The 20,007-nt window shown below is 65.0% G+C and carries 16 protein-coding genes; 3 read left to right on the plus strand and 13 right to left on the minus strand.

Annotation, left to right across the window (positions count from 1 at the left end; genetic code table 11):
* The 7 genes from bioA to M3A49_RS22595 all read right to left on the minus strand — a co-directional run bounded on the left by bioA (position 1) and on the right by M3A49_RS22595 (position 8,623).
* The gene (bioA, locus tag M3A49_RS22565) at positions 1-1,395 is read right to left on the minus strand and encodes an adenosylmethionine--8-amino-7-oxononanoate transaminase (protein ID WP_266231113.1); all 1,395 of its coding nucleotides are present in this window, start codon (positions 1,393-1,395) and stop codon (positions 1-3) included.
* A gap of 462 nt (positions 1,396-1,857) precedes the next feature.
* Positions 1,858-3,252 carry a dienelactone hydrolase family protein gene (locus M3A49_RS22570; RefSeq protein ID WP_266231114.1) on the minus strand — a complete coding sequence of 465 codons (1,395 nt, stop codon included), beginning with the start codon at positions 3,250-3,252 and terminating at the stop codon, positions 1,858-1,860.
* Between the two features lie 565 nt (positions 3,253-3,817).
* Positions 3,818-4,270 carry a YchJ family protein gene (locus tag M3A49_RS22575; RefSeq protein ID WP_266231115.1) on the minus strand — a complete coding sequence of 151 codons (453 nt, stop codon included), beginning with the start codon at positions 4,268-4,270 and terminating at the stop codon, positions 3,818-3,820.
* A 53-nt stretch (positions 4,271-4,323) separates the two neighbouring features.
* Entirely contained in the window at positions 4,324-5,001 is a 678-nt protein-coding gene (locus M3A49_RS22580) for an SDR family oxidoreductase (RefSeq protein ID WP_254352035.1), read from the minus strand.
* 88 nt (positions 5,002-5,089) lie between these two features.
* Entirely contained in the window at positions 5,090-6,286 is a 1,197-nt protein-coding gene (locus tag M3A49_RS22585; RefSeq protein WP_266231116.1) for an acetyl-CoA C-acetyltransferase, read from the minus strand.
* A gap of 65 nt (positions 6,287-6,351) precedes the next feature.
* On the minus strand, positions 6,352-8,154 hold the full coding sequence (gene aceK / locus M3A49_RS22590) for a bifunctional isocitrate dehydrogenase kinase/phosphatase (protein WP_266231213.1): 1,803 nt from the start codon (positions 8,152-8,154) through the stop codon (positions 6,352-6,354).
* 25 nt (positions 8,155-8,179) lie between these two features.
* Positions 8,180-8,623: a MerR family transcriptional regulator gene (locus M3A49_RS22595; RefSeq protein ID WP_266231117.1), complete on the minus strand. Its 444-nt coding sequence runs from the start codon at positions 8,621-8,623 to the stop codon at positions 8,180-8,182.
* A gap of 139 nt (positions 8,624-8,762) precedes the next feature.
* Between M3A49_RS22595 and M3A49_RS22600 the strand changes: the two genes are divergently transcribed.
* Positions 8,763-9,833, plus strand: a complete 1,071-nt coding sequence (locus M3A49_RS22600; RefSeq protein WP_266231118.1) for an MBL fold metallo-hydrolase — start codon at positions 8,763-8,765, stop codon at positions 9,831-9,833.
* Positions 9,834-9,912: 79 nt separating this feature from the next.
* On the opposite strand, the gene lolA is transcribed toward M3A49_RS22600, so the two are convergent.
* Positions 9,913-10,617, minus strand: coding sequence for an outer membrane lipoprotein chaperone LolA (gene lolA, locus M3A49_RS22605; protein ID WP_254352039.1), 705 nt, complete (start codon positions 10,615-10,617; stop codon positions 9,913-9,915).
* Between the two features lie 90 nt (positions 10,618-10,707).
* Positions 10,708-13,029 carry a DNA translocase FtsK gene (locus M3A49_RS22610; protein ID WP_028205199.1) on the minus strand — a complete coding sequence of 774 codons (2,322 nt, stop codon included), beginning with the start codon at positions 13,027-13,029 and terminating at the stop codon, positions 10,708-10,710.
* Positions 13,030-13,452: 423 nt separating this feature from the next.
* On the opposite strand from M3A49_RS22610, the gene trxB reads away from it, so the two are divergent.
* A complete protein-coding gene (trxB, locus tag M3A49_RS22615; RefSeq protein WP_266231119.1) occupies positions 13,453-14,448 on the plus strand; it encodes a thioredoxin-disulfide reductase in 996 nt (331 codons plus the stop codon).
* 35 nt (positions 14,449-14,483) lie between these two features.
* Positions 14,484-15,260, plus strand: coding sequence for a Smr/MutS family protein (locus M3A49_RS22620; RefSeq protein WP_266231120.1), 777 nt, complete (start codon positions 14,484-14,486; stop codon positions 15,258-15,260).
* Positions 15,261-15,361: 101 nt separating this feature from the next.
* On the opposite strand, the gene M3A49_RS22625 is transcribed toward M3A49_RS22620, so the two are convergent.
* From M3A49_RS22625 to M3A49_RS22640, 4 genes are all read right to left on the minus strand, one after another.
* Entirely contained in the window at positions 15,362-16,480 is a 1,119-nt protein-coding gene (locus M3A49_RS22625; protein WP_254352042.1) for an ABC transporter ATP-binding protein, read from the minus strand.
* 32 nt (positions 16,481-16,512) lie between these two features.
* The gene (locus M3A49_RS22630; protein WP_254352043.1) at positions 16,513-17,370 is read right to left on the minus strand and encodes a carbohydrate ABC transporter permease; all 858 of its coding nucleotides are present in this window, start codon (positions 17,368-17,370) and stop codon (positions 16,513-16,515) included.
* The gene (locus M3A49_RS22635) at positions 17,360-18,301 is read right to left on the minus strand and encodes a carbohydrate ABC transporter permease (RefSeq protein WP_254316044.1); all 942 of its coding nucleotides are present in this window, start codon (positions 18,299-18,301) and stop codon (positions 17,360-17,362) included. Before M3A49_RS22635 ends, M3A49_RS22630 begins: the two co-directional genes overlap by 11 nt.
* A gap of 124 nt (positions 18,302-18,425) precedes the next feature.
* Positions 18,426-19,673 carry an ABC transporter substrate-binding protein gene (locus tag M3A49_RS22640; protein WP_254352044.1) on the minus strand — a complete coding sequence of 416 codons (1,248 nt, stop codon included), beginning with the start codon at positions 19,671-19,673 and terminating at the stop codon, positions 18,426-18,428.
* Positions 19,674-20,007: the final 334 nt, after the last annotated feature.

Here is a 20,007-nt window from a genome sequence, read left to right on the forward strand (position 1 = left end):
TCAGAGGTCCTCCGCGACGGTGGCGTCGAAAGTCTCGCGCGTGCGTGTAGCGAGGAACGCCTGAAATTCGTTGTCCAGAATATACGGCGGCATGACGTAGACCGTCGTGCCGATCGGGCGCAGCAGCAGTTCGCGCTGCAGTGCGTTTTCGAAGAAGCGGCGCGAAAACGTCGCCGCGCGCTGCGAGTCTGCGAGCGCTACGTCGAACGCGAAAATCGTGCCGCACTGGCGCAGGTTGCGCACGAGCGGATGCGCGGCGAACGGATCGAACCATTCCCGCAATTGCGCCGATTTGCGCGCGTTCGCAACCAGCACGTCATCGCGCTCGAACAAGTCGAGCGTGGCGAGCGCCGCACGGCACGCGAGCGGATTGCCCGTGTACGAATGCGAATGGAGGAAGCCGCGCGTCGTGTCGTCGTCGTAGAACGACTCGTAGATCGCGTCGCGCGACAGCACGATCGAAAGCGGCAGATAACCGCCGCTAATGCCCTTCGAAAGCGTGAGCAGATCGGGCCAGATGCCCGCCTGCTCGCACGCGAAGAACGTGCCGGTGCGCCCACATCCCACGGCGATTTCATCGGCGATCAGGTGAACGCGATGGCGGTCGCACAGCGCGCGCAGGCCCTTGAGATACGCGGGATCGTGCATGGCCATGCCGGCGGCACACTGCACGAGCGGCTCGACGATCAGCGCGGCGATGCGCCCTTCGCGCTCGATGAAAAGACGCTCGACATCGGCCAGCGCGCGGGCCGCGACATCCGCCGCCGTTTCGCCGGGTTGCGCCGCGCGCGCGTCGGGCGAAGCGACCACATGCGCGTGATGCAGCAGCGGATCGTAAGCATCCCTGAAGAGCTTCACATCGGTCACGCCGAGCGCGCCGATGGTCTCGCCGTGATAGCTGTTGGCCACGCAGACGAATTCGCGCTTGCCGCTCTCGCCGCGGTTGCGCCACGCATGAAAGCTCATCTTGAGCGCGATTTCGACGGCCGACGCGCCATCGGAAGCGAAGAACGCGTGGCCGAGCACGCCGCCCGTGAGCGCCGAAAGCCGCTCGGCAAGCTCCACGGCGGGCTCGTGCGTGCAGCCCGCGAGCATGACGTGCTCGAGCGTGTCGAGTTGCGCCTTGAGCGCGGCATTGATCGAGGCATTGGCGTGGCCGAAGAGGTTCACCCACCACGAACTGATCGCGTCGAGATAGCGGCGCCCCTCGCGGTCATGCAGCCACGGACCTTCTCCGCGTGCGACGGCCACGAGCGGCAGGCGCTCATGATGTTTCATCTGGGTGCAGGGGTGCCACACGGCGCGCAGGCTGCGAGCGACCCAGTCGGTCGCGGCGCGATCTTCGCGGGCAAGGCGCGCAGGGTGCCCAGGGTGCGATAGCGATAGCGAATTCAAATACGACTCCCGATACGACAGCGGAACCGAGATTAACGTGTTAGCTGCCGCAATGCACTACTCCGAAAATCGCCCTCTAACGCACGGCGGCGCGGCGTTTCGAGCCGTTCAGTACAACTCCGGACCGATGGAAAAGAAAGACCAGAAATGCGCGGAGATGACGACGGCAAAGTGAACCTGCCTTATGCAAAAAAATCTGTGCGCCGGTGCGAAATTGCAGAACGCGAGGCGGCGCGGCGGATTATTTTGGCGACGCGTGGTGAGCGCGCCGGCGCGCGAAAGTCAGACGATAGGGGGCGGCACAACGGGTTGCGTGCGAGGTAACGGCCGGCGGGACCAGAAAACAAAGCGGCCCGCGCAGAAGCAAAGCGGCCCGTGCAAAATGCAAAGCGGCCCGCTTAGGGGCCGCAAGCTTCAGATCAACTGGAGAGTTTGAGCCAGGCAGTCGCCAGGCAACGCGCCTTACCGGCTCGCCAGCGGGTGGTCGCGCTCGTCGGTAGCGTTGTCCGCCGTGGCGTGCGTCGTGTCGCTGTCGCCGGTCTGTGCGGTCTGCGTGCCGCCGTTGTTCCAGACCACCGTGTTGTTGACGGCATAGAGACGGCATGGATCGGCGCTGTGCTTTTCACAGTTCGAGATCGCCACGGCCATCGGATTGTCGCCGCCTTCGGCCCACGACCATGCGCCGGAGTCGGACACCGCGAAGGCGCGGCTCGGATACTGCTTGAGGAAGTTGCGATAACCGTCACGGCCCGCCTGATCGACGAAAGGCACCGCGCCGACCGAGTCGATCTGCGCGAAGCCGGTGCCGCGAGGCGCGACCGACGTGGCCACGCGATACTGGACCGCCGTCGGCAGGCCGCGGTTGGCAAGGAACGCCTCGACCGTGGGCCACCAGATCTTCACGCCGTCGCGATCGCCCACGAGGCGATGTGCGTCGTTCTTGTACGCGCCGAAGTCCACGAGCTTCGCCATTGCGGCCGGGCGATCCTCACCCGTTTGCGCTTCGCGGTAAGCGGCGAACATTTTCGCGACGAGATCGGGCGACCAGACCGAGTCGTTGTCGCCGTAGAGCCAGAGCGATGCCACGCGGGCCTTGCCGCCATAGCCGCCGAACGCCTGGGTCAGGTTGTTCTGCCAGCCCGTGCAGGCGTCCTGGCGCAGGCCGCCCGAGAAGTTGATGAGCGCCCGCACGCCGTTGGCCGCCTCGGTGCCATAAGCCATCGTGGCCAGGCCGCCGTGCGAGGTGCCTGCAACGATAATCTGGGTCGCGTCGACATAGGGTTGCTTCGACATGTACGCGATGGTCGAAGCAACATCGGCCGCCTGGCCGAGGCCGTTGCTCGCGACATCGCAACCGTCCTGCTGATACGAGCCGCCCGAATCCGCGAAGCCCTGGCGGTTCGGCGCGACGACGACATAGCCACGGCGGACGAATTCGCGCGCGAACGAGAGCGGGTCGCTGCGAGCCTGGAGGTGCGGGTCGCCGGGAATCTTGCCGTGGTTGAAGATCACCATCGGGAACGGGCCGGGGCCGTTCGGGCGGTAAACCGTGGTTTCGAGCGTGACGTCGCCGGATGCATCCACCGGAACGCGGATCACCTGCTCGTTCATGCTCGCGGGCACGACGGGCAGATACGCGTCGTCGAGCGCAATACGCGGGACGTTGGCGCTACCGAGGGGACCGCCTGCGAGGCTGGATTGGGGAGCGTTGGCGGAATGCGTTGCCGTGGCATTGGCGGCGAGTTGCGGGTTCGCGCTCGCACTTGCCGGATCGGAAAGCGACGCTGCGTGAGCAACCGAAAGCACACACGCGGTGCCGGCTACGACCCATCCGGTAAGGAGCTTCCTGAACGCCATGCGCTACACCCACCTGCAAAGACATGCTGCTGTGAACCTGACAACCGTCCGATCATTACCCATGCTTCAGCCCTTTCAGGGCACAACGAGACACCGCTGCGCCTGGCCGCGAAGGCAGGAGCGAAGGTGTGACCCGTAACGGGGAATGACATCGATCGGAACACCTGCGCGGCGCAGTTCTATCGTCAATCAGACCCGCCGCCAGCACCCGTTTGCAGTCGATACATGCACATGCGAAAAAGCTTTTTCACTATGCACTTACGTATTGTGCCGGGCACCGTGATTAAATACTCGCACGACAAATATTTGTTGTGCAATTCAGGGGTAACCCGGCATAAGGCATGCCAACGGCCCGCAGCCCCCATTTGGCGTGGCGCCCGCACGGCGTTCGCTTCGCAGCGAACGTGCGAATTTTTAAAGAGGTCCGGGTGGCAAGCGTCGCGCGCGGGCAACAGCCACGCCATTGTTCAGTAAGCGCTTGTTTGCAAAGGCGTTATTTCCGGCGCCATGAGCGGACCGGGGCGGGAATCCGCTGTGGCAATTTTCGGCGGTGGTCAGTGATTCATTAACCAGACGAAACGTCGCCATCAACATAACGCCAGCGGCCGTCATCGCCGCGCGTGAAGCGGCTCGTTTCGTGTAGCCGGAACGCGCGGCCGCCCGTTTTGTAGCGCGCGACGAATTCGACGATCGCGTGCGCGTCATCGCGTTGTTCGTGGCGCTTCACGGCAAGACCTAGCCAGCGCGGCGCGCCTTCGGCAGCGGGATCGACGTCGAGATCGGCGGGACAGGTTTCGGGCGCCCACGTCGCGCGCAGATACGCCTCCTCGCCCAGCACGTAGGCCGTGTAGCGCGAGCGCATCAGCTCGAGCGCCGTGGCGGGCACCGCCGCGCCGTCGATGAAGCGGCCGCAGCACTGCGCGTAACGCGGCGCCCTGGCGAGCGCTTTCTGGTTCGGCGCTACACCGCCGCAGGGGCAATCGGCGGGCCGTGCAGTGTGCGCGGTTTCAGCGTTCATGGGTCAGGGCTCCGTTGCGAGAGGCCGCAAGCGTAGCGCAGACGGGCGGCGCTTTACCAGTCGAGCTCGGTGCCGTCATACTGGAAGAAGCGGCCGTTGAAGACGTCGCGCGCGGCGGCCGCCTCGGCCACCACCTCGCGCATGCCGGCGACGCTCGCCGCCGGGTCGATTGCCGCGTGTGCGCCGCCCATGTCGGTGCGCACCCAGCCCGGGTGCAGCGCGACGCAGGTGGCGCGGCGCGTTTGCAGTGAGGTGATCTTCAGCACATCGTTGAGCGCGGCCTTGCTCGCGCGATAGAGCCAGCCCGTCGTGCCCGTGGTCTCCGCAATGCTGCCCATGCGGCTCGACAGCACACCGAGCACGCCGTGGGCGGCGTCGACGAGCGGCAACAGGATGGGGATCAGTTGCATCGGGCCGCGCACGTTGGTGTTCATCACGTATTCGAAGTCTTCGGCCGTGATGGTCTCCACGCCCTCGGTGCGCGGGCCGTACACGCCGGAGACAACGAGCGCCACGTCGAGCCGCTCGCCGTCGAGCTTCCAGCCGAGCGCAGCAATCTCGTCCGGCCGCGCGATGTCGAGCTGGAAGGTCTGCGCGCCGATTGCGCGCAAGGCTTCGAGCGCTTCGGGCCCGCGCGCCGTGGCCAGCACGCGCCAGCCGGCCTTCGCATACTGCCGCGCGAACTCGAGACCCAGGCCCCGCGACGCGCCCACGATCAACGCTGTTTTCATCTCGTCACCTTGCTTGGCTGTGCATTGAAACCGCTGCAGCGCGCCGCCTCCCCGCCTTGCAAAGCGACGCGCTTCTTCTGGCGCTAGCCTACAGCAGTTCGACGCCCATCGCCGTGGCTTCTCCGCCGCCGATGCACAGCGTCGCCACGCCGCGTTTGCCGCCGCGTGCACGCAACGCGCCAATCAGCGTCACGAGAATGCGCGCGCCCGAAGCGCCGATCGGGTGACCGAGCGCACACGCGCCGCCGTTCACGTTGACCCTCTCGTGCGGCAGATCGTGCTCCTTCATCGCGGCCATCGTGACCACGGCAAAGGCCTCGTTGATTTCGTAGAGATCGACGTCGCTCGCCGTCCAGCCGGTCTTCTCGAACAGCTTGCGGATCGCGCCCACCGGGGCCGTCGTGAACTTCGCGGGTTGCTGCGCAAAGGTGGAATGGCCCGTCACGCGTGCGAGCGGCTTGAGGCCGAGCTGCTTCGCCGTCGATTCGCGCATCATCACGAGCGCCGCCGCGCCGTCCGAAATCGACGACGAATTCGCTGCCGTCACCGTGCCGGTTTTGCTGAACGCGGGCTTGAGCGTCGGAATTTTGTCGAGATTGGCCTTGAACGGCTGCTCGTCGCGCGCGATGGTCGTTTCGCCCGCGCGCGAGGCCACCTTCACCGGCGCGATCTCCCATTCGAACGAGCCATCCTCGTTGGCGCGCTTCGCACGCTTGAGCGACTCGATCGCGAACGCGTCCTGACGCTCGCGCGAGAAGTCGTACTCGCCCGCGCATTCTTCCGCGAACGTGCCCATCAGGCGGCCCTTGTCATAGGCGTCTTCGAGGCCGTCGAGGAACATGTGGTCGAGCACCTGACCGTGGCCCATGCGCATGCCCGCGCGCGCCTTCGGCAGCAGATAAGGCGCGTTCGACATGCTCTCCATGCCGCCCGCGACGATCACATCGGCCGAGCCCGCCAGCAGCATGTCGTGCGCGAACATCGCCGCGCGCATGCCCGAGCCGCACATCTTGTTGACGGTCGTGGCACCTGCTGCGAGCGGCAGCCCCGCGCCGAGCGCCGCCTGGCGCGCGGGCGCCTGGCCCTGCCCCGCGGGCAGCACGCAGCCCATCACGACCTCGTCGATCTGTTCGGGCTTCAACCCCGCTCGCTCGACGGCCGCCGCGATCGCGGCCGCGCCAAGCTGCGGCGCGGTGAGCGCCGCGAAATCACCCTGAAAACCCGCCACCGGCGTGCGCGCCACCGCAACGATCACGATGGCGTCCTGCTTTTGCGTCTCACTCATGTTTGTGCTCCTTGATGAACCCGTTTGAATCCGCTTGATTCCGTTCCAACCTGATGGCCGCGCGCTCAGGCAACGCGCACGGCCGGCGCGTCTTCACGCGCGAAACGTTCTGGGTAACACACGCTAAAACGAATCGATGCGTCGTAGGGAAAGCAGTCCGGCACTTCGCCCGCGATGAGCCTCGCGCGGCTCTCCTGCCACAGCCTGGGCTCGAAGAAGTCCGCGTGATGGGCGAGAAATGCGCGCTTCACGCGCGGATCGCCGAGCAGAAACGTGCCGTACGTCTCCGGAAAGATGTCGCGCGGGCCGACTGCGTACCATGGCTCGCCCGATAGTTCGTCTTCCTCATTACGCGGCGGCGGCACGGCACGCACGTTGCAATCGGTGAGATATTCGATCTCGTCGTAGTCGTAGAACACCACGCGGCCGTTGCGCGTCACGCCGAAATTCTTGTAGAGCATGTCGCCCGGAAAGATGTTCGCGCGCAGCAGATCCTTGATCGCGTTGCCGTATTCGCGGATGCCATGCTCGACTTCGGCGTCGCTGCCGTTCTGCAGATAGAGATTGAGCGGCACCATGCGCCGCTCGATGTAGACGTGACGGATCACGAGGTTATCGCCCTCGTACTCGAGCATCGAGGGCGCAAGCGTTTCCAGCTCGCGCACGAGCGCCTCGTCGAGCCTGGCGACGGGCAGCGCCACGCTCGAATATTCGAGCGTGTCGGCAAGGCGCCCAAGCCGGTCGTGGCGCTTCACGAGCTGATACTTCGCTTCGACCTGCTCGCGCGTGGTCTCTTTCGGCGCGGGAAAGCTGTCCTTGATGACCTTGAACACGTACGGATACGAAGGCAGCGTGAACACGATCATCACCATGCCGCGGATGCCGGGCGCGACGATAAACGGGTCGCTCGAATGCGAGAGGTGGTGCAGCAAGTCGCGATAGAACAGGTTCTTGCCCTGCTTCTGCAACCCGAGCGACGTGTAGATTTCGCCCTTGGCCTTGCGCGGCATGATCGTGCGCAGAAACTCCACATAGGCGGACGGCACTTCCATGTCCACCAGAAAATACGAGTGCGAGAAGCTGAAGAGGACGAGCAGCTGCTCCGTACGCAGCAGCACCGTGTCCAGTGCCAGCTTGCCCGCCTCCACATGACGGATCGGCACTATGAACGGCGCGAGCAGATCGCCGTTGATGATGCGCCCGACGATATACGCGCCTTTATGCCGGAAAAACAGCGACGACAGCACGTGAATCTGGAAATTCGGCTTGGGCTCGACCACACCGAAGGTGTCGAGCATCGACTGCATGATGCAGTCGACGTCGCGCCCGAGATCCTCGAACGGCGTCTCCAGCTGGAAGTTCGTGACGATGCGCTCGAGCGTCGCGGCGAGACCGTCCTTGCCCGGATAGTACGCGCGGTAGGTGGGCTTCGCGGCCGGCTCGTCGTTCTCGATGTATTCGGTCGAGATGGCGGGCCGCACGAAGATGAAATCGTTGTTGAAGTACGAGCGATGCAGGATCTTGCAGCACACGGAGTTGAAGAACGTCTCCGCGCATTCGGGCTGCCGGTGCGTCGTGAGCAGGCCGATGTAGTGCAGCTTGATCTGCTGCCAGACTTCGTCGTCGATGCTCTCGGCGCCGTATTCGTCTTCGAGCGCGACCACGCACTCCTTCACGCGATCGTCATAGGAGGCGATGCGCTCGCGCGCGAGCTGCTGCAGGGCGCGCCAGTCGGCTGCCTCGAAGAACGTCCGCGCCCTCGCCGCCGCGTCGCAGAAGTTGTGGTAGTGACGGTTGAAGCCGTCGAGCATGGTCTGCGCGACATCGAAGCCGATCTGCGAAGAGAGCAGTTTCGGGAAGTGTTTCATGGCGGCCATGCCCGTTGCACGAGCGTCAGGGTTTCGCGCGAGCGGCGGCGGGAGCGTCGCTTCCGTGCGTCGCGCTTTCGTGCGCCGCATTCCTGTCGAGCAGCGCGCGCGCCTGGGCCTCGTACTGCGCGAGGTCTTCGAGCGTCGCGTCGAGGTCCGCGCGCTGGCGCTCGAGTATGTCGCGGTGATGCACCACGGTGTCGAGGAACGCCTGAAGCTGCGGGAGCGTGTCGGTCGGCGACTCGTAAAGGTCGAGCAACGTGCGGATCTCCGAGAGCGTGAAGCCGAGGCGCTTGCCGCGCAGCGTCAGCTTCAGCCGCGTGCGATCGCGCCCCGAAAAGACGCGCTTCAAGCCACCCGCGCCTTCCCGGCTCGGCGCCAGCAGGCCCTGGTCCTCGTAGAAGCGGATCGCGCGCGGCGTTACGTCGAATTCCCGGGCGAGTTCGGTAATCGTGTACTGGGTCGTCATGGTGTGCGAAGAGCGGCTGGCCCGGCGTTGTCTGCACGACAGCGCGAGGAAAGATAGAATCGACGTTTACGTTATCGTCAAGTACGCAGTTGCGCAACCGGCGACGACAATGCATGAGATACAGGAGAAGACACCCCCAATGAACGCCCTCGAACACCAGCTCGACTATCCCTACGCCGACACCCTGCCGGAACCCGGCCTCGCCTTCGATGTCGCGCCCGGCGTGAAATGGCTGCGCATGCCGCTGCCGTTCGCGCTCGACCACATCAACCTCTGGCTGCTGCGCGACGAGATCGACGGCCAGCAAGGCTGGACCGTGGTGGACTGCGGCATCACCAACGACACCATCAAGGCCCGCTGGGAAGCCGTGTTCGAGAACCAGCTGGAAGGCCTGCCGGTGCTGCGCGTGCTCGTCACGCATTGCCACCCCGACCATATCGGCCTTGCGCACTGGATTTGCGCGGGCGGGAACAAGGCGCGCTGGGACGTGCGCCTGTGGACCACGCTCGGCGAATACATGCAGGCCCGCGTGATGGCGGCCGGCGACGGCTCGAACGCGGGCGGCGAAGGCGCCGCGCGCCATTTCGCGCGCCACGGGCTCACGGACGAAGCTTCGCTCGACAAGCTGCGCAACCGCCGCGGCTATTACGGCAGCCTCGTGCCCGCGCTGCCCACGCAGTACCGCCGCCTGCGCGAAGCCGATACGGTGGCGATCGGCGGGCGCGACTGGCGCGTCATCACGGGCTACGGGCACTCGCCCGAGCATTGCGCGCTGTTCTGCGAAGCAACCGGCGTGCTGATCTCCGGCGACATGGTGCTGCCGCGCATCTCGACCAACGTCTCCGTCTTCGACATGGAGCCGGAAGGCAATCCGCTCGGCCTCTACCTGGAATCGCTCGGCCGCTACGAAACGTTGCCCGAGAACACCCTTGTGCTGCCCTCGCACGGCAAGCCGTTTCGCGGCGTGCGCACGCGCATCGCGCAGCTGCGCGCGCACCATGACGCGCGTCTTGCCGAAGTCATCGAAGCATGCGGGCGAGCGCCGCAAAGCGCCGCCGACATCGTGCCGATGATGTTCAAGCGCGAGCTCGACATCCACCAGATGACCTTCGCGATTGGCGAGGCGCTCGCGCACCTGAACCTGCTGTGGCTCGAAGGCAAGGTCACGCGCGCGACCGGCGCGGACGGCGTGATCCGCTTTACGGCCTGAGACGCCGCTGCGCACCAAAGAAAAACGGGCGGCCCGCAAGGAGCCGCCCGTTCTTGCGCGGAGCGCGAGGTGAACGGCTTTAGTTCGAGCCGCCGGTGATCAGATCGGCGCCCTGCGGCCGTACGAACTTGAAGGTCGAAGCCGGCAGCGACGGGTTCTTCTCGATGTTGGAGAACGTGAGCAGCGTCACGTTGCCGAACACGTCGTGCAGTTCCATGGCTTCGAGGTTGCCGTCACGAAAGCCGATGCCCACGCTCTTGAACTGCGTGTCCTTCGACTTCGGAATCAGCTCCAGCCAGTCGATGCCGTTCTTCACGCCCGCGTCGGAGAGCGTGAAGTTCTTGTCGAGATCGTTGCTGCCGAACAGGATCGCCGCCGGGCTCGCGCCGAGCGCGCCGCCGAGCTTGCGCTCGGTCACCTGGTTCAGGTCCTTGTCGTAGACGTAGAGGTTGTCGCCGTCCGACTGCAGCAGTTGCTGATACGGCTTCTCATACGACCAGATGAACTTGCCGGGCCGCGCGAACACAAACGTGCCGCTCGAGGTCTTGGCGTTCATCGTGGCCGTGGCAATGGCGTCGCTGGCGTTCTTCGCGCCCGAGGGCGCCTTGAGTTCGCGCTGAACGAAGCTGCCACGCGCGGAGTGCACCTGCGAGACGAACTGCTTCAGTTGCTCGGTGCCGCTCGCATACGCCTGCGAGACCATCAGGACCGACGCGAGCGCGACGAAGAGCGCGCGGCGCGCGGTGCGCGCAAAGCGGGTCGGAAGTCCAGCCGGATACTGCATCTATCGTTCTCCATGAGGTGTGTCTTTGGCCGTCGGGTTGCCGGAGCCGTTGCCAGGCCGTTGCCAAAGCGCGCGGCGGCCTGGCGTGGCTTATTCGGCGTCGCCGCGATTGGGCACGAGGATCTCGCGGTTGCCGCTCGACGACATCGCCGAAACAAGCCCGGACTGCTCCATCTGTTCGAGCAGCCGCGCCGCGCGGTTGTAGCCGATGCGCAAGTGCCGCTGCACGAGCGAAATCGACGCGCGGCGATTCTTGATGACCACTTCGACGGCCTGGTCGTACAGCGGATCGGACTCGTCGCCGGTGCCGCTGGTTCCCGCAGCCGTGCCCTCGTCGCCCTCGCCGCCCACCGCGCCTTCGAGAATGCCCTCGATATAGTTCGGCTCGCCCTGCTCCTTGAGCTTCTCGACGACGCGGTGCACCTCGTCGTCGGCGACGAACGCGCCGTGCACGCGCACGGGCAGACCCGAGCCCGGCGGAAGGTAGAGCATGTCGCCCATGCCGAGCAGCGACTCGGCACCCATCTGGTCGAGAATCGTGCGCGAGTCGATTTTCGAGGAGACCTGGAACGCCATACGCGTCGGCACGTTGGCCTTGATGAGGCCGGTAATGACGTCCACCGAAGGCCGCTGCGTCGCGAGAATCAGGTGGATGCCGGCGGCGCGCGCCTTCTGGGCGATACGCGCGATCAGCTCTTCGACCTTCTTGCCGACCACCATCATGAGGTCGGCGAGTTCGTCGATCACGACCACGATATGCGGCAGCTTCTGGCACGGTTCCGGATCGTCCGGCGTGAGGCTGAACGGGTTCGGAATCTTCTCCTCGCGCTTGTTCGCCTCTTCGATCTTGTTGTTGTACCCCGCGAGATTGCGCACGCCCAGCTTGCTCATGAGCTTGTAGCGGCGCTCCATCTCGGCCACGGTCCAGTTCAGCGCGTTGCCGGCCTGGCGCATGTCGGTCACGACCGGGCAGAGCAGATGCGGAATGCCCTCGTAGACGCTCATTTCGAGCATCTTCGGGTCGATCAGGATCATGCGGACCTGTTCGGCGCTCGCCTTGTAGAGCAGCGACAGGATCATCGCGTTGATCCCCACCGACTTGCCCGAGCCGGTCGTGCCGGCCACGAGCAGGTGGGGCATCTTCGCGAGATCGGCGCACACCGGCTTGCCGCCGATGTCCTTGCCAAGGCCCATGGTGAGCGCCGAAGGCGCGTCGGCATAAACCGCCGAGCCGAGGATTTCCGAAAGACGCACGGTCTGGCGGCGCTGGTTCGGCAGCTCCAGCGCCATGAAATTCTTGCCCGGAATCGTTTCCACCACGCGGATCGAGACGAGCGAGAGCGAACGCGCGAGGTCCTTCGCGAGGTTCACGATCTGGCTGCCCTTCACGCCCGTGGCCGGCTCGATCTCGTAGCGCGTGACGACCGGGCCCGGATACGCGGCCACCACGGCCACGTCCACGCCGAAGTCCTTGAGCTTCTTCTCGATCAGGCGCGAGGTGAATTCGAGCGTGTCGTCGGAGATGGTTTCCTGGGTGGCCGACGCCGGATCGAGCAGCGAGATCGCCGGCAGCGTGGAGTCGCCCGGCAGGTCCTTGAAGAGCGGCACCTGGCGCTCTTTTTCCACGCGCTCGGAGCGCTGCGGCGTGACCACCGGCGGCACGATCGTGACCGGCTCGTGTTCCTCGATCTTCACGCGGCCGCGCTCGACCTTGCCTTCGCGCTTCACGGCCGCCGCTTCGCCGAGCTTGCGGTCACGGCCCGCCTCGCGGCGCAGCCTCGCCATGGTGACGGCGTTGATGATGTATTCGCCGACCCGTTCGGCGACCGAGAGCCACGAGAAGCGGAAATAGAGCGAAAGACCGATCGCGAGCGCGAGCAGGAGCGCGAGCGTGCCGCCCGTGAAGCCGAGCGCGTGCGAAACGCCGCGCGCCACCGCGCCGCCCACCACGCCGCCGGGCGTCTGGGGCAGTTGTACCTTGAGCGACCACATGCGCAGCGCTTCGATGCCGCAGCTCGACAGCATGACGAGCACGAACGACAAGGCTTCGGCGACCCAGCTGATGTCGCGCGGCTTGTCGTCGTCATCGTCGGCGATCGCTTCGTGGCGCGTAATGCGCTGGTAGTTCGCCGAGATGAGGCGCCCGAGCAGCACGATCCACCAATAGGCGGACAGGCCGAACAGCAGCAGCAGGATGTCCGAGACGCGCGCGCCGACGCGCCCCGCCCAGTTCGAGATGTGGTCGACCTGGGCTGCGTGCGTCCAGCTCGGGTCGTGGCGGCTGTAGCTGATGAGCGCCATCAGCAGGAACACGCCTAGCGCGACCTGCAGGATCCAGCGAATTTCGGTGAAAAGGCGCGACATGCGGTGAGGCAATGCCTGCGCCTGCGCGGAAAAGGGAGCTTTGGCCATTGAATCCTGGGCTGATTCTTGATGCGTTTGCGGTCCGCCAGTCCTCCCGAATGCCCGAAACCCCGGGCAGACGGGCGCGGCCGCCGTCGTCCGATCCGGCCTATTGTAAACGCGTTGTTTCGGCCCCGGCGCCCCCTCGCTGTAAATGACGGTAACTGACAACGCTGCGCAAGCGCCACAGGGCGACATCCGGCCGCGCCGCGCCCGTCGAGCCCGCGCTGCAAGGGCCGCCCGCCAGGCCCAGGCTATCGCGCCGATGAGGAAGCTTCATCGAGCGGCGAGCGCCCCCCGCCTTTATAATTGCGGGCTGATGCCCAACTACGTGCGTGAGCCCCGCCGCAACGCCGGGCGGCCCGACCGGTCACCCCCAAGGCGGGCGCCCGAATTTACGCGCCACGCAGCGTCTTTCTACGGAATTCGATCATGTCTGCAACCAAACACGCCAAAGTCCTGATTCTCGGTTCCGGCCCCGCCGGCTACACGGCCGCCGTCTACGCGGCGCGCGCGAACCTTTCGCCGCTGCTCGTCACGGGTCTCGCCCAGGGCGGCCAGCTCATGACGACGACCGACGTCGAAAACTGGCCTGCGGACCCGAACGGCGTGCAAGGCCCCAAGCTGATGCAGCGTTTCCTCGAGCACGCCGAGCGCTTCAACACGGAAATCGTGTTCGATCACATCCATACGGCCAGGCTGAACGAAAAGCCCATCCGCCTGATCGGCGACTCGGGCGAGTACACCTGCGACTCGCTCGTCATCGCGACCGGCGCATCGGCGCAATACCTCGGCCTGCCGAGCGAAGAGCTGTACATGGGCCGCGGCGTCTCGGCCTGCGCGACCTGCGACGGCTTTTTCTACCGCAACCAGCACGTCGCCGTGGTCGGCGGCGGCAACACGGCCGTTGAAGAAGCGCTCTACCTCTCGGGCATCGCGAAGAAGGTCACGGTCATTCACCGCCGCGACAAGTTCCGCGCCGAACCGATCCTGATCGACCGCCTGCTGGAAAAGGAAAAGGAAGGCGTGGTCGAGATCAAGTGGGAGCACGTGCTCGACGAAGTGAAGGGCAACGAAGGCGGCGTGAACGGCCTGCGCATCAAGAACGTGAAGACGGGTGAGACCACCGACCTCGATCTGCAAGGTCTGTTCGTCGCGATCGGCCACAAGCCGAACACGGACATCTTCGAAGGCCAGCTCGAGATGAAGAACGGCTACATCATCACGAACGGCGGCCTGAACGGCAACGCGACCGGCACGAGCGTGCCGGGCGTGTTCGCGGCCGGCGACGTGCAGGATCACGTCTATCGCCAGGCGATCACGAGCGCGGGTACGGGCTGTATGGCCGCACTCGACGCGCAGCGCTACCTCGAGACCGTCAACGAACTGGGCCAGGCGCACGTGATGAGCGCCGAAGCCGACCGCTAAGCCGGTCGAGCGGGATTCCCCCAGCGTCTTTCGTCATGCCCAAGAACGTGCCCCACCCGGGCGAGCCGAGGCGCCCCGCCGCCGCTCGCCCGGCTCCCGCGCCCACGCCTGCTCCCGCAGCGGACGAAGCCGCGTCCGGCAAGACGGCTTCTGGCTTCGCCGGCCTCGGCAGCCTGCGCGACGCGCTCAAGGTGCAAACCCGCCAGCGCGAGCGCGAACGCGTGGCCGCACAGGCGACGCGCGTCGAAGCCGCCGCCGACAGCGACCTCTTTCGCCGCGAGATCGGCCAGATCGCGCCGCTCAAGCAGCCTGCGCGCGCGCAGGCGCGTCGCGCAGCACCGGTGCCGCTGCCACTGCAAACGCAGCTCGATGAGCAGGCCGTGCTGCACGAAGCGATCTCCGACGAATTCGACCCGGAAGCGCTGCTCGACACCGACGATTCGCTCTACTATCACCGCCCCGGCGTGAGCGATGAGGTCGTCAAGAAGCTGCGGCGCGGCACATGGATCGTGCAGGCGCAACTCGACCTGCACGGCATGCGCCGCGAGGAAGCGCGCGAGGCGCTGCAGAACTTCATCCGTGAAGCAGGCAAGCGCGGGCTGCGCTGCGTGCGCGTGATCCACGGCAAGGGCCTGGGTTCCGTCGGCAAGGAGCCGGTGCTCAAGGGCAAGGTGCGAGCATGGCTCGTGCAGAAGGAAGAAGTCATCGCGTTCTGCCAGGCGCGGCCGCACGACGGCGGCGCGGGCGCCGTGCTCGTGCTGTTGCAGCCGCACCCGGTCGGGCACGGGCAGCATCATCCTCACCTGCCCTGACCGAACCCGTCATCGGCGTGTCGTCGATATGAAAAAACCCCGTTGCTGCTTGCGCAGCGAACGGGGTTTTTTATCGCGCCGGGCAAACGGGCGCACGACGATCAGGCGAGGCGCTCTTCCGTCTTCGGATCGAACAGCACGGCCTTCGAAACGTCGAACAGCAGTTCCATGTTATTGAGCGGCTGCGGGTTCGCACCCGGGTGCACGCGGCTCACGATGCGCTTGCCGTTGACCTGCGCGAACACGAGCGTGTCCGGACCGGTCGGCTCGATCACGTCGACCTTCACCGAGTGGCGCTGCAGTTCGTGGCCATGGCCGTCGTGCGAGCTGCGCGCGTCGGTGATGCGCTCCGGGCGCAGACCCAGCACCACTTCCTGGCCGATCTGGCTGCGCAGCTTGTTCGCTTCGAACGGCAGGTTCAGCACGTTGCGCGCCACACCCGTGTCGAGTTCGATACCGATGCCCGAGCCCTGCTCCACCAGCTTGCCGTTGATGAAGTTCATCGGCGGCGCGCCGATGAAGCCCGCCACGAAGAGGTTCGACGGCGAGTCGTAGATCTCCTGCGGTGCGCCGAACTGCTGCACGATGCCGTCCTTCATGACCGCGATGCGGTCGCCGAGCGTCATCGCCTCGATCTGGTCGTGCGTCACGTAGACGATGGTCGTGCCCACGCGCTGATGCAGCAGCTTGATTTCCGAGCGCATCTCGATACGCAGCTTCGCGTCGAGGTTCGAGAGCGGCTCGTCGAACAGGAACATGACCGGATCGCGTGCGAGCGCACGACCCATGGCCACGCGCTGGCGCTGGCCGCCCGACAGCTGGCCTGGCTTGCGGTCGAGCAGGTGTTCGATCTGCAGCAGCTTCGACACGCGGCCGACGATCTCCGTCTGCTGGTTCTTCGGCACCTTGCGGATGTTCAGGCCGAACGAGATGTTCTCGCGCACCGTCATCGACGGGTAAAGCGCGTACGACTGGAACACCATCGCGATGTCGCGATCCTTCGGCGAGAGGTTATTGACCGTCTTGCCGTCGATCTGAATCTCGCCCTTGGTCACGGTTTCGAGACCCGCGATCATGTTGAGCAGCGTCGACTTACCGCAACCCGAGCCGCCGACCAGAATCAGGAACTGGCCGTCTTCGATGTCGATGTTCACGCCCTTGAGGACGGGAACGCCGTTCGGGTAGGTCTTGTAGACGTCGCGAATGGAAAGGCTTGCCATGATGCTATGAATCCTTTTAATCGAATGCGGGTTTAACCCTTCACCGCGCCCGCCGTGAGACCGCGCACGAAGTAGCGGCCGGCGATCACGTAGACGAGCAGCGTGGGCAGCGCGGCGATGATCGCGCCGGCCATGTCGACGTTGTATTCCTTCACGCCCGTGGACGTGTTCACGAGATTGTTCAGCGCCACCGTAATCGGCATCGAATCGACGCCCGAGAACACGATACCGAACAGGAAGTCATTCCAGATCTGCGTGAATTGCCAGATCAGGCACACCATGAAGATGGGCAGCGAGATCGGCATCATGATGCGCGTGAAGATCATGAAGAAACCGGCGCCGTCGATGCGCGCGGCCTTCACGAGTTCGGCGGGCACGCTCACGTAGAAGTTGCGGAAGAACATCGTGGTGAACGCAATGCCGTACACGACGTGCACCAGCACCAGACCGCCGATCGTGTTCGACAGGCCGAGGAAGCCTTCGAGACGCGCCATCGGCAGCAGGATGGCCTGGAACGGAATGAAGCAGCCCACCAGCAGCATCGTGAAGAGCGCGTCCGCGCCGCGAAAGCGCCAGTGCGTGAGCACGTAACCGTTGAACGCGCCAATGATCGACGAGATCAGCACGGCCGGAATCACCATCTTCACCGAGTTCATGAAGAACGGCTGCATGCCGTCACAGCGCACGCCGGTACACGCTTCGCTCCACGCCTTGATCCACGGCGCGAAGGTCGGGCTCGTGGGCAGCGAGAGCATGGTGCCCGTGTGAATCTGGTCGAGCGACTTGAACGACGTCGACAGCATCACGTAGAGCGGGAACAGGAAGTACACCGCGAACAGGATTAGCGCCGCATAGATGACCACGCGGCTCACGTTCATCTTAGGCTGCATTGCGCGTGCTCCTCGATTCCAGATACATGAGCGGCACGAGCACGGCCACGACAGTGGCGAGCATCATCATCGACGACGCTGCGCCGACGCCGAGCTGCCCGCGGTTGAACGAAAACGTGTACATGAAGATGGCCGGCAGCGACGACGACGTGCCCGGACCACCGGCCGTCAAAGCGACGACGAGGTCGAACGTCTTGATCGTGATGTGGCACAGGATCAGCAGCACGGAGAAGAACACCGGACGCATGCTCGGAATCACGATCTTGCGGTAGATCGTGGGCAGCGTCGCGCCGTCCACCTGGGCCGCCTTGAAGATCTCGCTATCGACACCGCGCAGGCCGGCGAGGAAGAGCGCCATGCAAAAGCCCGTCGACTGCCACACAGCGGCGACCACGATACAGAAAATGGCCTTGTCCGGGTCGTTGAGCCAGTCGATGTGGAAGCTCGTCCAGCCGATGCTGTGCATCACCTGCTGAATGCCGAGGTCCGGATTGAAAATCCACTGCCATGCGGTGCCCGTCACAATGTACGAGAGCGCCATCGGATAGAGGAACACCGCGCGCAGCGCGCCTTCCTGACGAATCTGCTGGTCGAGCAGGATCGCGAGGAACAGCCCGAGCGCCACGCAAATGGCGATGAACGGGATGCCGAACCATCCGAGATTCTGCGCCGACGTCCACCAGACGTCGTTGGCGAACAGCTCGCGATAGCGGTCGAGACCCGCGAATTCATAGCGCGGCATCAGTCGCGAGGTCGAGAGCGACAGATAGCCGGTAATGAGAATGAAGCCGTAGACGAATACGAGGCTGATCAGAATGCTGGGCGAAAGCACCAGCTTCGGGATCCAGCGGTCTGCGAGCGCCGCCATGGGCGACGCGCGGCGGGTAGCAGGCGTGGCCGCCTTGCCGTTGCCGCTAAGAGAAGCAGTCACTGCGCAACTCCTGGTACGGTGCGAAAACAGCTTTCGCACGATGATGGGGTTCAGAAGGTGAACCGTCATGCCCGGGGCGCGCCACGTATGGCGCCCCCCGTCTTACAGCACTAACCTGCTACGCTCACTTCGTCTTCGCAGCCTTCGCGAGCGCTTCCACCGCGCTCTTCGAATCCTGGGTCGAGTTCATGAACTTCGTCACGACGTCGGTGATTGCACCGGCCGTGGCGTCCGGCTGAGCCATCCCGTGAGCGAGCGACGGCACATAGCCGCCGGCCTTGATCGCGGTTTGTTCATCCGCGTACGACTTCTTTGCGCATGCGTCGAACTTGCTCATGTCCACGCCGAGACGAACCGGAATCGAACCCTTGTACAGGCTGAACTGTTCCTGGAATTCCGGGCTCATGATCGTCTTCGCAAGCGCGAGCTGGCCAGGCGTTGCCGCCTTCTGGCCCTTCTGCTGGAAGAACACGAACGAGTCGACGTTAAAAGTGTAGGCCTTCGCCGTGCCCGGCACCGCTGCGCAAACATAGTCCGTATCCGGCTGCTTGTTCGCGTTCGCGAACTCGCCCTTGGCCCAGTCGCCCATGAACTGCATGCCGGCCTTGCCGTTGATGACCATGGCCGTGGCGAGGTTCCAGTCGCGGCCCGTGCGGCCGTTATCCATGTACGACTCGATCTTGCGGACCGTGTCGAACACGCCGACCATCTGCTGCGACGTGAGGGTCTTCTGGTCGAGGTCGACGAGCGCCTTCTTGTAGAAGTCCGCGCCCTGCGAGAGGACCACGTCTTCCCACAGCGTCAGGTCCTGCCACGGCTGGCCACCGGCGGCGACCGGCTGGATGCCTGCGGCCTTCATCTTGTCGGCCAGCGCGAAGAATTCCGGCCACGTGGTCGGCGGCTTGCCGCCTACCTTGTCGAGCGCTGCCTTGTTGATCCACACCCAGTTCACGCGGTGCACCGAGAACGGCGCTGCAACGTAGTGGCCTTCGGCGTGCATGATCTTGTCGATCTGCGGCGGCAGGTTGGCCTTCCAGTCGCCGGCGACGGAGTCGACGTTCACCAGCACGCCCTGGTCAGCCCATTCCTGAATCAGCGGACCCTTGATCTGGGCGGCCGTCGGTGCGTTGCCCGAGATCACCTGGGTCTTCAATGCGGTCATGGCCGCCGCGCCCGCGCCACCGGCGACCGCGAAGTCCTTCCACACATAGCCCTGCTTCGTCATGTCGTCCTTGAGCACGCCAACGGCCTTCGACTCGCCGCCCGAAGTCCACCAGTGCAGCACTTCAAGGGACTCGGCCGCTTGCGCCGTGGCGACGCCACCCAACAGACCTGCTGCGCACAGGGCGCCCATGATCGCGCGGAATTTCATTGCTTATCTCCTCCAGACACCTGAACAAAAAACGATTGGCCCCTGATCGCCAGGGTGCGGTGGTTGGTCAAACAGGCAAAACAGGCAAAACATTGGACGGACGGGCGCCGGAGTGCCGCGCGCGCGTGCTTTTCATTAGATGCGCGCGGGCCGCGGGCCGGTTACCGGCCGCAGGACGCTCAAGAGATGAGTGGTTCGGAATGCAACTTGACTGTCTCCTCTTTTGATTTTCACCGGCCACCTTGGCCGGCCGAGGCGCCGCTTGCGTCACGCGGCCTTGAAGCCTCCGCACGGCGGGGAACCGGGCGCACGGCTCACTGGCAAGCCGGGCTGA

Origin of the sequence: Paraburkholderia sp. CNPSo 3076 (genome assembly GCF_026343935.1) — a bacterium.
GTDB lineage: Bacteria > Pseudomonadota > Gammaproteobacteria > Burkholderiales > Burkholderiaceae > Paraburkholderia > Paraburkholderia nodosa.

Bases quoted from the DNA above. Each gene is read 5' to 3' on its own strand.
- M3A49_RS22595 (WP_266231117.1), bottom strand. From the start codon at position 8,623: ATGACGACCCAGTACACGATTACCGAACTCGCCCGGGAATTCGACGTA.
- M3A49_RS22580 (WP_254352035.1), bottom strand. From the start codon at position 5,001: ATGAAAACAGCGTTGATCGTGGGCGCGTCGCGGGGCCTGGGTCTCGAG.
- M3A49_RS22640 (WP_254352044.1), bottom strand. From the start codon at position 19,673: ATGAAATTCCGCGCGATCATGGGCGCCCTGTGCGCAGCAGGTCTGTTG.
- M3A49_RS22610 (WP_028205199.1), bottom strand. From the start codon at position 13,029: ATGGCCAAAGCTCCCTTTTCCGCGCAGGCGCAGGCATTGCCTCACCGC.
- M3A49_RS22625 (WP_254352042.1), bottom strand. From the start codon at position 16,480: ATGGCAAGCCTTTCCATTCGCGACGTCTACAAGACCTACCCGAACGGC.
- M3A49_RS22630 (WP_254352043.1), bottom strand. From the start codon at position 17,370: ATGCAGCCTAAGATGAACGTGAGCCGCGTGGTCATCTATGCGGCGCTA.
- aceK (WP_266231213.1), bottom strand. From the start codon at position 8,154: ATGAAACACTTCCCGAAACTGCTCTCTTCGCAGATCGGCTTCGATGTC.
- trxB (WP_266231119.1), top strand. From the start codon at position 13,453: ATGTCTGCAACCAAACACGCCAAAGTCCTGATTCTCGGTTCCGGCCCC.
- M3A49_RS22600 (WP_266231118.1), top strand. From the start codon at position 8,763: ATGAACGCCCTCGAACACCAGCTCGACTATCCCTACGCCGACACCCTG.
- M3A49_RS22585 (WP_266231116.1), bottom strand. From the start codon at position 6,286: ATGAGTGAGACGCAAAAGCAGGACGCCATCGTGATCGTTGCGGTGGCG.
- M3A49_RS22575 (WP_266231115.1), bottom strand. From the start codon at position 4,270: ATGAACGCTGAAACCGCGCACACTGCACGGCCCGCCGATTGCCCCTGC.
- M3A49_RS22570 (WP_266231114.1), bottom strand. From the start codon at position 3,252: ATGGCGTTCAGGAAGCTCCTTACCGGATGGGTCGTAGCCGGCACCGCG.
- M3A49_RS22620 (WP_266231120.1), top strand. From the start codon at position 14,484: ATGCCCAAGAACGTGCCCCACCCGGGCGAGCCGAGGCGCCCCGCCGCC.
- lolA (WP_254352039.1), bottom strand. From the start codon at position 10,617: ATGCAGTATCCGGCTGGACTTCCGACCCGCTTTGCGCGCACCGCGCGC.